Origin of the sequence: uncultured Thiocystis sp. (genome assembly GCF_903866365.1) — a bacterium.
In the GTDB taxonomy this organism is placed as follows: Bacteria; Pseudomonadota; Gammaproteobacteria; order Chromatiales; family Chromatiaceae; genus Chromatium.
Map to the genome: position 1 here is coordinate 25,468 of NZ_CAIPNF010000116.1, position 11,339 is coordinate 36,806.

Below are 11,339 nucleotides of genomic sequence, written 5' to 3' on the forward strand. Positions count from 1 at the left end.
GCGGGATGGGGTGAGCCTGACAAAAAAATCTTTCAATTAGTCGCGATTTCTGGTATACGCCCGGATGAATGATTGCCTTGTAACACCCTGAGGTATTGGGACATGCTGGACACTGAAAATAGCTATGGGCAGGAAGTCAACGAGCGGATTCCGCCAATGACGGCCCAGGAGTCGCGTGGTCAGGCGGCGAGTCTGGATATTCGCCGGCGGATCGAGCACATGCGCGAGCTCAAGCGTCTGCGCGATCTGCTGGACGATCCGGAGTTCGATGAGTTGAATTAATCCGCATCCAAATTAGACCGCGTTTACGATCGATCGTGTCGTTCTCGGTCAGAGCATGCACCTCCGAAACCAACGAACATTACCGTTGACGCGGTTTAAGGTGATTTCCGGAAAAGCGTATCGCCTAAACTCCCTCACTCGCTCCCAGGCGGCGTACGTCAGCGCCGCCAGCGAAAGCCCTCGCCATTTTGCCCCTTCTCTTCCTGCCCCCGATTCAAGGCACTGGTGGCGTGGGTGATGCCGACTGCCTCGTCGACCGCTGGAGCCGGATCTCCAGCGGTTCGCTCGCGGACAGATGAACATCGCGCTGCGGGAAGGCCATCAATAATCCATGCTGAGAGAAGGATTCATAGATTGCCTGGTGCAGCTCGGTAATGACGCCGATGCGCTCGTCGAGCGAGTCCAGATAGCAGCGCAGGATCACGGTCAGTCCGCTGTCTCCGAAACCCTCGAAGCTGACTAATGGGGCCGGATCGTCGAGCACCTTCGGGTGTTGCTCGGCGACCTGCCTCAGGAGCGATAGCGCCAGTTTGGTATCGCTGCCGTATTCGATGCCGATCGGGATGGTGATGCGATTCTGTTGGTCGGTCAGAGTCCAGTTCAACAGCCGCTCGGTAATGAATTCCTTGTTCGGCACCAGCAGCTCCTGTTTATCCCAGTTCCGGATGGTGGTCGCGCGGATCTGGATATTGGTCACCACGCCCGTGGTGTCACCGATGGTCACGATGTCGCCGACCCGCACCGGGCGCTCGAACAGGATGATGAGACCACTGATGAAATTGGCAACGATCTCCTGGAGACCGAAACCAATCCCAACGCCCAGGGCGGCAACCAGCCACTGCACCTGCGACCAACTGAACCCAATGGTGCTGAAGGCGAGCAGGAAGGCGATGGCGGTGATCAGGTAGCTCACCAGGGTCTTGATGGCATAGCGACCGCCAGCGGAGACCGACGTGCTTTGGAGTAACAGAATTTCCAGGAGCGCGGGCAGGTTCCTGGCCGCGACCGTCGCGATGAAGACGATCAGGATGACCAGGCCGGCATCCGCCGCCGTGACGGGGATCCGTTGTTCGCTGCCGTCGACCAGGCCGGTGTAGTGCCAGAGCGCGAATTCCTCGAACACCGTAAAGGCGGGCAGTACATCGGACCAGGTCAGCCAGAGTCCAATGAAGGCGCTGAAGAAGATCGATGCGTTGATCAGTCGGCGGGTCTGCTCGTCCAAGGCGGCAAGATCGGGTTCCGGCTCTTCCACCGGCGAAACCTCCGAGGGGGGCGCACCCTCGGTTCGCTCGGCCTCTGCCTGGGCACGGCGCGTCGCCTGCCGGTCGAGCGCGGCTTGCAGGGCTAGCTGGCGCCGGGTGACGATCAGCCAGCGCACGATCGATTGATGCAGAACCACGAGCGCCAACACGAGCCAGGTCTGATAAACCAGCGATTGAAAAAGAACGCCGGCGGTGTAGACATAACCGACCAGCGCCAGACCGGCCAGAGCCAGCGGCGCGCCGACGATGCCGGGGAACCAGACATGGCGTAGACGGTTCAGCCAGCCGTTTGGTTTTTCCTCCAGCATCCGTTTCAGGACACCCCGACCGGGATTCAGCAGACGGGCGAAGAAAACCGCGAAGCCGAGCATGCTGGCGACCAGCGTCAGGAGTCCCAGACTGCCGGTGTAGGCGGGATCGTTGTGATGGTAAAGCGCGACGGTGACGAAGGCGATAGGGATGACGAAGAGCGTGAACCCGTCGAAATCGCGCCGGATTCGCTTCAGCATCTCGCCGTTCCAGCGAAAATGACGATCGGCAACGCCTCCCGGAATGCAGAGCATGCGGAAGGCCCGCAGGTAATACAGGCCGAAGGATACCTCGCCCAGCGCCGCGCCGATGGCGCGAGTAAAGGCGCTGGTGTCCGCCGCGGAAAGAAGCTGGTGACCAAGCAGCCAGATCATCAGTGGCAGCGGCAGAGCCGCGAGTAGGGTTAGGCCAATTGCCTTAATCGTATAGCGGACACCATCGGTTCGCACACGCCGCAGGGGCTCCGCAGTGGCGCGGATAGCCCGCTGCAGCGCCGCGACCTTCCAGAACAGGAGCGCGACGCTCGCGAGCCCCAGCCAGAACGGGAAGGCATAACGGATGCGCTCGGCGAGCACTCGCGCGACGTCCTGCCAACCTTCCCAGGAAAGCATCCAGGCGACGGCGGCGGGCAGCGAGGCGAGGGTTTTCAGCCCCACCGTCGAGGTACTGCGTACCCAGAGCAGGCGCTCGGCCAGGAAGCCGTCATAGACGCTGGCGCTCTCGATGACCTGCTCGGCGGCATAATTCAACTCGCCAAGCTGGCGGATGTATTCGTCTTCGATGGTCAGCGCCTGCGTCATCAGGGATTTGCGCTGCTGAAGTGTCTCGGCGAGTTCGCGCCGGACATCCGGTTGTCGGGCCGACTCGTCATTCGCGCTCAGTTCACCGAGATAACGGTCGAGGTCGCGAATCCGGCGTTCCTCCTCGCGGTAACGGAGCTGTCGCAGGGTGGCCTCGGCGATTCCGTCCTCCCGCTCTTCGATGGTCTTGCGATACTGGCGCAGGTCGGGAAGCTGCTTGCGACGGTCGAGCAGCACTTGGCCTAGCGCTTTACTCAACCGGCTCAGATCCAGACGCTGCTTGGCACCGCGAAAATCGTCCTCGATGCGCTTGCGCTCGGCTTCGAGCCGGGTCAGTTCGCCGCTCAATCCATCGAGCTCCCGAGCGAGCTTTCCCAACGAATCGGTGATGTCGGCGTTCTTTTTAGTCTCCTCGCGCACCAGGCGGTGTTTGTCCTCGGCGGCTAGTCTGGCTTCTTCCGAGGCCATTTGCGCCGCTTCGGCCTCCGCCGTGCGACGCTTGTTCTGCAGTTCTTCCAGCAGCGTCTGACGGGCTTTCAACCGCTGCAAGGCTTGCGCGGTCTGCTCGCGCTGGGCCTTGTAGAGCGATTCGCGGACGGCTTGACTGAGTAACTCCTGTTCGACCATGCGTCCCTCCGCCCAGAGCGCCGCGCGCTGCGTCTCCAACGCCCAGCGTCGGGCCTGAGCAAGCTCGGGCACCTCGCCCGCGGCAGGCGCCTGACGCAGGTCGGCATCGATCTGGTCCAACCGCTGCTTCAGTTCGCTCAAGCGCCCGCGCGCCGCCGTGGGGCGATCCGCGTTGCCCTCGATCAGCTTCTCCAATTCGCCAAGACGGGTTTCCTCGGCGGTCGCTTCGGCCAGAACCTTGTTCAGACGCTGGCTGATCTCCAGGGCCGACAGGTTATCCGGGAGCCTTTCGGGGTGAGCGACCGCGCCGGCGGGATCGCTTTCTAGTTCTTTGAGGATAGCCGCTGTCTTGGCCGGGGCCGTCTTGAGCGATTCCGCGAAGTCGTCTGCCCTGGCATTGAAGTTGTCGATGTCCTCCAGGTTCGCCTGGGCGCGACGGTATTGCTCGATCAAGACCGCTTTGGCGGCCTTGGTCGCCTCGTCCAGCCCGGTCGCGGCCTCGGCTTCGGCGATTTTACTGGCGAGTTGACTGGGGCTGGGAAGGTTCGCGGGGCCGTCCGAGGGCGCCGACGCGGCCGTCATGGCCATCGCCATGAACAGGCCCGCCAGCAGCAGGGCGAGCGCGCCCGATCGCCGCCAGCGTCCGCGCGCGTCTGGCGCGGGGCGGGATGAAGGGGACAGTGGCGCGTCGCTCGTTGGAGCGATGGAGCCCGGCACAAGGGAGAAAAAAGACATAGTGGAATCTGGAGACGGTTCGGTTGCAGATGAATGGACGTACGGGCGACGCTTAGAGCGACTTGACGAAAACCTTGGAATTGCGCTGAAAATTATAGAGAACCTGCTTTTCCATCGGTAGCTCGTCGAGCCTGGCGGGTTGGAATCCACGTTCCTGAAACCAGTGCGCCGTCTGGGTCGTCAGTACGAACAACCGCCTGATCTGACGCGCGCGGGCGAGTTCTTCCATGTGTTCGAGCAGACGGTCGCCGCGTCGTGCGCCCCGATAGTCCTGATGAACCGCGAGACAGGCCAGTTCGGCCATGCCGTCGCTCGGATAGGCGTAGAGCGCGGCGCAGGCCGTCACCAGACCGTCGCGCTCGGTCAGCACGAAGCGGTCAATCTCGGTTTCCAGACGCTCGCGCGAGCGGCGCACCAGCACGCCTCGCTCCTCCAGCGGGCGCAGGAGTTCCAGGATGCCGGCGACATCGTCGATGCGCGCCGGGCGCAGATCCTCGAAGGGCTCGGCCGAGATGAGCGTGCCGCTGCCGTCGCGGGTGAAGAGTTCGCGCAGCAGCGCGCCATCCTGACGGCGCGCGACCAGATGAACGCGCCGGATGCCGTTGCGACAGGCATCGGCCCCGGCGCGCAGACAAGCGGCGATCTCCTCGGACAGCGCGGGATTGCCGGTCAGCAGGTCATCGACATCGCGCGCCAGCAGATTCGGCGCGAGCCGATCAGTCTCGGCAGTGCCGGCGTGTTCGACCAGAAAGATCAGCTTATCGGCGCCTAATGCGACCGCGGTGCCGCGGGCCACGTCCGCCGCGCTCAGATTAAACACCTCGCCGGTGGGCGAGTAACCCAGGGGCGGCATCAGCGCGACCGCGCCCTGACCGAGCATCGCCCGCAGCGTGCGGTGGTCGACCCGCCGCACCGCGCCCGTGTGACCGTGGTCGACGCCCCCGATCACGCCCAGTGGGCGGGCGGTGACAAAGTTGCCGGAGACGACCGGGATGCGCACCCCGGCCATGGGCGAGTTGGCGAGCCCCAGCGACAGCAGCGCCTCGATCTCGACCCGCGCCACCCCGGCGGCCTCCTTGACGCAGGCGAGCGCCGTGGCGTCCGTCACCCGCTGGCCATTGACATAGCGCTGTTGCGCCCCCCGGCTGGCCAGCCGGGACTCGATCTGCGGGCGCGCGCCATGCACCAGCACCAGCCGGATCCCGAACCCATGAAGCAGCGCGATGTCATGCACCAGATTCGGAAAGCGCGCATCGGCGACCGCCTCGCCGCCGAAGGCGATGACAAAGGTCCGGCCGCGATGGGCGTGGATATAGGGCGTGGCCTGGCGCATCCAGTCCACGAACGGGTCGCGGCCCTGGTCGGTGTCGACCGGGGTCGAAGTCGAAACGAACACGTCTGTCTTGCCTCGTTAGAGAATGTTGGAAGGATGCGGCAATCCGGGATACGCGAGCGACGGCGGGGCGCGGGCGAGACGCCCGTTCCCCAGCGTTTCATTCGATCCCGAGCCTGGCCAAACGATAGCGCAACGATTTTAGCGGCATCTTCAGCGTCCGGCACGCGGCGGCCTGGTCCCAGTGGGTCGCGTCGAGCGCACTGATGATTGCCCGCTTCTCGATCTCGTACAGAGACGCTTCCAGTGCAACCGTCTCGTCCAGGGTGTCCGGCGAGACTGCGGGCGCTTCCGTCCTGGGCAGATAGAGATCCGCGACCTCGATCCGCTCGCCCTCGCACAGCGCCAGGGCGCGTTCCAGGATATTTTCCAGTTCGCGAACGTTGCCGGGGAAGGCGTGCTGCGTTAGCGCCCCGATCGCTTCGGCCGACAAGGTCAGGGCGGGCCGATCGCCCTGTCGCCCCTGCTGACGGGCGAGTCGCTGGAGCAAGCGGTCCGCGAGCAGCGGGATATCCCGTGGACGTTCGCGCAGCGCTGGCATTCGCAGCTCGATGACGTTGATGCGATAAAAGAGATCCTGGCGGAAGCGCCCGCGCTCGACCTCTTCCGTCAAATCGCGATGGCTGGCGCTGATGATGCGCGCGTCCACCGCCACCTCGCGCTGGGCGCCGACGGGACGCACGATCTTCTCCTGGATCGCGCGCAACAGCTTAACCTGCGTCGCCAGCGGCAGGTCCGCGACCTCGTCGAGGAAGAGCGTGCCGCCCTCCGCAGTCTGGAACAGCCCCTCTTTGTCGCTGATCGCCCCGGTGAAGCTACCCTTTTTGTGCCCGAACAACTCGCTCTCCACCAGATCCTGGGGGATGGCGCCGCAGTTCACTGCCACGAACTGGCCCTCGCGACGCGGCCCCTGCGCATGGATCAGCCGGGCCGCCAGTTCCTTGCCCGTCCCGCTCTCGCCGGTGATGAAGACCGGCGCCTGATTGCGGGCCAGCTTGACGATCAGTTGTCGGATCCGCTCCATCGCGGCCGACTCGCCCAGGAGTTGCTTCCCCGTGTCGCCCCGCGCCTCGTCGCTGGCGGCGGCGTGCCCGCGCAGCTTGAGGGCCGAGCCGACGAGCCGGCGCAGCAACTGGAGATCGACCGGCTTGGACACGAAATCGAAGGCGCCCGCCTTCATCGCCGCGACCGCCGATTCCATGCTGCCGTGCGCGGTGATCATCGCCACCGGAATCTGCGGATACTGCTCGCCGATCTGACGGATCAGATCGATCCCGCTGCCATCGGGCAGGTTCATATCGGTCAGACAGAGATCGAACCGACCGCGCTCCAGGTGCCGCCTGGCCTCGGCGAGCGTCAGCGCCGTCACGGCCTGCACGTCCATCCGCGCGAGCGTGATCTTCAGCAGATCGAGGAGATCGGCCTCGTCATCGACGACGAGCGCCTGGGCCTTGTTCATGGGCATCCTCCCCCTGTTTGCACATGCAGGGCACGCAGCGCGTACCTGAGTCCGGCGATTTCGGATCGCCGACATTGCGCGATTGACTCCGCTTCGTTTCATCTTGGAAACGGAGCGGTTTTGCAATACGCCGAATGGTACGCGGTGCGCACCCTAAAATGCTACGGCCACGCGCCTCCGGACAAAGCCGCGACCGGCATATAATGGACCTCGGCGCGCGGACTCCGACCCGTCTTGCCGAGTCTCCGCCGCGCAAGCGATCAACCTCCTCTCCCACTGCGAGCCACGCCCATGCCCTTCGCTCACGGCTATCCCTACGATCCCAGCTACGGCTATGACCTGGACGGACTGCTCGCGGTCGAGCCGCCGCCCGAGCCGGACGATTTCGCTGCCTTCTGGCGCGCCCGCCAGGCTCGCGCGCTGACGGTCGATCCCAACCCCCGTCTACATCTGTCGAGACTGTCGCATCCGAGTTTCCAGGTCCATGACCTGGAATACGACTCCACCGAGGGTTTCCGGATCCGCGGGTGGCTGTTGACGCCGCTGCACCAGCCACCGCGACGCGGTTTTATCCTGGGACATGGCTATGGCGGGGTCGAGCGCCCGCCGCTGGAATTGCCGCGCCCGGATGGCGCCTACCTGATTCCCTGTTTCCGGGGCCTGAGCCTGAGCCGCTATCCGCCGATCTCGGAAGATCCCAACTGGCACGTCCTCCATAACATCCATGATCGCGACCGCTACATCCTCGGCGGTTGCGTGGACGACATCTGGACCGGCGTCACCGCCCTGCTCCGACTCTTCCCGGATCTCGACGGGCACCTCGGCTATCTCGGGATCAGCCTCGGCGGCGGGCTTGGCGCACTGGCGCTGGCCTGGGATGCGCGTCTCGGGCGCGGTCATCTCAACGTGCCGACCTTCGGTCATCAGCCGCTGCGCCTCACCCTGCCCACCACCGGCAGCGGGGCCGCGGTTCAGTCCTTCGTTCGTCAACAGGGTCGGGTTCCGGAAACCCTGGCGTATTACGATGCCGCTGTCGCCGCCCGGCATATCCGCCAGCCGATGCAGGTCGCCGCCGCCCGCTTCGATCCGATCGTAGCGCCGCCTGGGCAGTTCGCGGTCTATAACGCCATTCCCGGCGACAAGGGCTTGTTCATGCTGGAGGCCGGACACTTCGAGTATCCCGCCCGGACGCGGCAGGAACAGGAACTCCTGGCCGTGCTCTGGGCCTTCCTCGCGCCGCTCTGAGAGACTCGCCCAATCCTTGGGACGACCGCGCCTGGAAGGCGCTAACAACCTTCGCAAGTCACATGACCGCAACCTTAATCCATTAGGATTCCGCGGATGCGACCCGGGAACTCTGGTCGCGCGCCCCGACTTCACCGCATCGGATCTCTATCGAGTTTCTCTTTTCGCAAGGTCAAGGCGATGAACCGCGAGTATCACCGTTGGTATAGCCACCGGCTCGGCCGGGACATGGAACTGCTGGTCTTCGGTCACGCCGGGGCCAAGGTGCTGGTCTTCCCGACCCGCGACGGACGTTTCCATGAGTACGAAGATCTGCGCCTCGTCGAGTCGCTTCGACACAAAATCGAGGCCGGACAGCTCCAGCTCTATTGCGTGGACAGCATCGACTGGGAGTCGCTTTACTGTTTCTGGAATCATCCGGCGGATCGCATCCGTCGCCATCACGCCTTCGAGGATTATGTCCTGAACGAAGTGCTGCCCCTGATGGCGGCAAAGAATCCGCACCCCTGCACCATCGCCCACGGGTGCAGCCTGGGCGCCTTTCATGCCGTCAATATCGCCTTCCGCCATCCGCACCTCTTCCGCAAGGTCGCGGCCTTCTCGGGGCGCTACGATCTGAGCCTGAACGTGGAGGATTTCCGCGACCTCTTCGGCGGCCACCGGGACGATCTGACCTATTTCCACACGCCCACCCAGTACCTGCCCAACCTGGGCTGTCCGGACCGGCTGGCGGCGCTGCGGCAGCTGGACATCGTGCTCGTGATCGGCAATCAGGATCCCTTTCTCGACAATAACCGCTATCTCAGCCGTCTGCTGTGGGACAAGGGCGTCTGGCACACCCTGCACGAATGGGACGGTCGCGCCCATCAGGGGCATCACTGGCGGCGGATGGCGCCTCTGTATCTCTGAAGGCCGAATCCTAACGAGCGCCGGTCCGTCACCGTTTGCCGCGGCCATCCAACAGCCGCGGACGCAACCGCCGGACTCGCAACGGGCATCGGTTAAAACCGATGGCCGTTGCATTTGAACCGCGCATCAGCCGGCGAACGCGTCCGCTCCATCGCATCCGGCGTCACCTTGAGCCCGCCTGGACCGGCGAACCACCCGGCATCGGACAACCTACACCCGGTCGCGCAGGGTCTGCTCGACACAGCACAGCTCCCTGGCGACCGCACCCACCGCCGAGCTCTTTTCGATACGCCTGACCACTAGTGCCTAGAACCCGGCGACCACCAGGGGAAAGGAGACAGGCGCGGGCTTTTATGGGATCTTAAGACCCCAAGCAGCACCTGATTCCAACCCTCGCCACAGCCGCGGCATTTTTTTTGCTTATCTCTCCCAACTCAAGCCAAGGAATTCACCCCAGATGTCGATTTTGGTCGCCCTGAATCACAAGACCGAATATCACTTCGATCGCTCGGTCAACCTCTCGCCCCATGTCGTGCGTCTGCGCCCCGCGCCGCACTGCCGCACGGCGATCCGCTCCTATTCGCTCAAGGTCGAACCGGCGGAGCACTTCATCAACTGGCAGCAGGACGCCTACGGCAACTATCTGGCTCGCTTGGTCTTCCCGGAAAAGACCCGGAAACTCTCGGTCGAGGTCGATGTGATCGCCGAGATGATCACCATCAATCCCTTTGATTTCTTTCTGGAAGACTACGCCTTTTATTACCCCTTCGAGTACGACCCGGAGTTGCGCCGGGAACTGGCACCCTATCTGGAGATCACCGAGGACGGCCCGCTGCTGAAAAAATGGCTCAAGGATGTCGACCGCGCGAAGCGCGAGACGGTCTATTTCCTGGTCGACCTCAACCAGCGGCTCCAGCAGGATATCGGCTATGTCATCCGCCTGGAGCCGGGCGTGCAGACCTGCGAGCAGACCCTGGGCACCGGCAAGGGCTCCTGTCGCGACACCGGCTGGCTTTTGGTGCAGATCCTGCGCCATCTTGGACTGGCGGCGCGCTTCGTCTCCGGCTATCTGGTGCAATTAACGGCCGACGTGAAGTCGCTTGATGGACCCTCGGGGCCAGAGAAAGACTTCACCGACCTGCACGCCTGGGCCGAGGTCTATGTGCCGGGCGCCGGCTGGATCGGACTCGACCCCACCTCCGGGCTATTCGCCAGCGAGGGTCATATCCCGCTCGCCTGCTCGCCCGCCCCGCGCAGCGCCGCGCCCATCACCGGCGCGACCGACGAATGCGAGGTGGAGTTTTCTTTCCATAACGAGATCGCGCGCATCCACGAAGACCCGCGCGTCACCAAGCCCTACACGCCCGAACAATGGGCGTCGATCGAGTCGCTCGGCCATCAGGTCGACGCCGAACTGAAGGCCAATGACGTGCGTCTGACCATGGGCGGCGAACCCACCTTCGTCTCCATCGACGACATGGACGGCGCCGAGTGGAATATCGACGCGTTGGGGCCGACCAAGAAGCCGCTGGCCGAGGATCTGATGCGCCGGCTCAAGAAGCGTTTCGCGCCCGGCGGACTGCTGCACATCGGTCAGGGCAAGTGGTATCCGGGCGAGCCACTGCCGCGCTGGGCGCTGTCCTGCTACTGGCGCAAGGACGGCGAGCCGGTCTGGCACGACCCCGACCTGCTCGGGCTGGAGAACACCAGCTACGGTCACGGCCCAGCCGAGGCCGAGCGCTTCATCCACACCCTCGCCCGTCATCTGGGCGTCGATCCGGACTACGCCGACAAGGCCCACGAGGATGTCTGGTACTACCTCTGGAAGGAGGCGCGGCTGCCGGTCAACGTCGATCTGCTCGATAACAAGCTCAAAGACCCCAACGAACGCAAGCGCATCGCGCGGCTGTTCAGCGAGGGGCTCGACAAGGTCACCGGCTACCTGCTGCCGTTGCGCTGGTGGGGCTTCGGGATCGATGGGGGCTGGAAGAGCGGTCGCTGGACCTTCCGCGACGGCAATCTCTTTCTGATTCCGGGCGACTCGCCGATGGGCTTCCGTCTCCCGCTGGATGCACTGCCCTATGTCCCGGACAGCGAACTGGATCGGGTTCCCGAACGCAACCCCTTCGAACCGGTCGCGCCCCTTCGCTCGCCCTTCGACGAGGTCGCCCGCCGCTACAGCCGGCTGGTCGAACCGGCCCAGGCGCCCCAGATCATTCGCGAACAGGGCGTGCAACCGCGCGATCTGGCCGCGCGTTACGGACGGCTCGCGCCCGCCGATCACGCGCATCAGGACGTGCGCCAACAGATCGCGCTAC

General features: G+C 64.3%; 7 protein-coding genes. 4 read left to right on the forward strand and 3 right to left on the reverse strand.

Going from position 1 to position 11,339, the window contains the following annotated elements; translation table 11 throughout:
- Positions 1-102: 102 nt before the first annotated feature.
- Entirely contained in the window at positions 103-282 is a 180-nt protein-coding gene (locus QZY07_RS07170; protein ID WP_201098204.1) for a PA3496 family putative envelope integrity protein, read from the forward strand.
- Between the two features lie 214 nt (positions 283-496).
- Here the strand turns inward: QZY07_RS07170 and QZY07_RS07175 are convergent, their stop codons facing one another.
- From QZY07_RS07175 to QZY07_RS07185, 3 genes are all read right to left on the reverse strand, one after another.
- A complete protein-coding gene (locus tag QZY07_RS07175; RefSeq protein WP_295401113.1) occupies positions 497-4,015 on the reverse strand; it encodes a mechanosensitive ion channel domain-containing protein in 3,519 nt (1,172 codons plus the stop codon).
- A gap of 52 nt (positions 4,016-4,067) precedes the next feature.
- Positions 4,068-5,411 (reverse strand): amino-acid N-acetyltransferase, encoded by a 1,344-nt coding sequence (gene argA, locus QZY07_RS07180; RefSeq protein WP_295401116.1) that lies wholly within the window; start codon positions 5,409-5,411, stop codon positions 4,068-4,070.
- A gap of 97 nt (positions 5,412-5,508) precedes the next feature.
- Entirely contained in the window at positions 5,509-6,867 is a 1,359-nt protein-coding gene (locus QZY07_RS07185) for a sigma-54 dependent transcriptional regulator (RefSeq protein WP_295401117.1), read from the reverse strand.
- A 291-nt stretch (positions 6,868-7,158) separates the two neighbouring features.
- On the opposite strand from QZY07_RS07185, the gene QZY07_RS07190 reads away from it, so the two are divergent.
- From QZY07_RS07190 to QZY07_RS07200, 3 genes are all read left to right on the forward strand, one after another.
- Positions 7,159-8,112, forward strand: a complete 954-nt coding sequence (locus QZY07_RS07190; RefSeq protein WP_295401120.1) for an acetylxylan esterase — start codon at positions 7,159-7,161, stop codon at positions 8,110-8,112.
- 180 nt (positions 8,113-8,292) lie between these two features.
- A complete protein-coding gene (locus QZY07_RS07195) occupies positions 8,293-9,021 on the forward strand; it encodes an alpha/beta hydrolase-fold protein (RefSeq protein WP_295401122.1) in 729 nt (242 codons plus the stop codon).
- 457 nt (positions 9,022-9,478) lie between these two features.
- Positions 9,479-11,339 (forward strand): transglutaminase family protein (locus tag QZY07_RS07200; protein WP_295401125.1); only part of this gene is annotated, 1,861 nt, incomplete at its 3' end.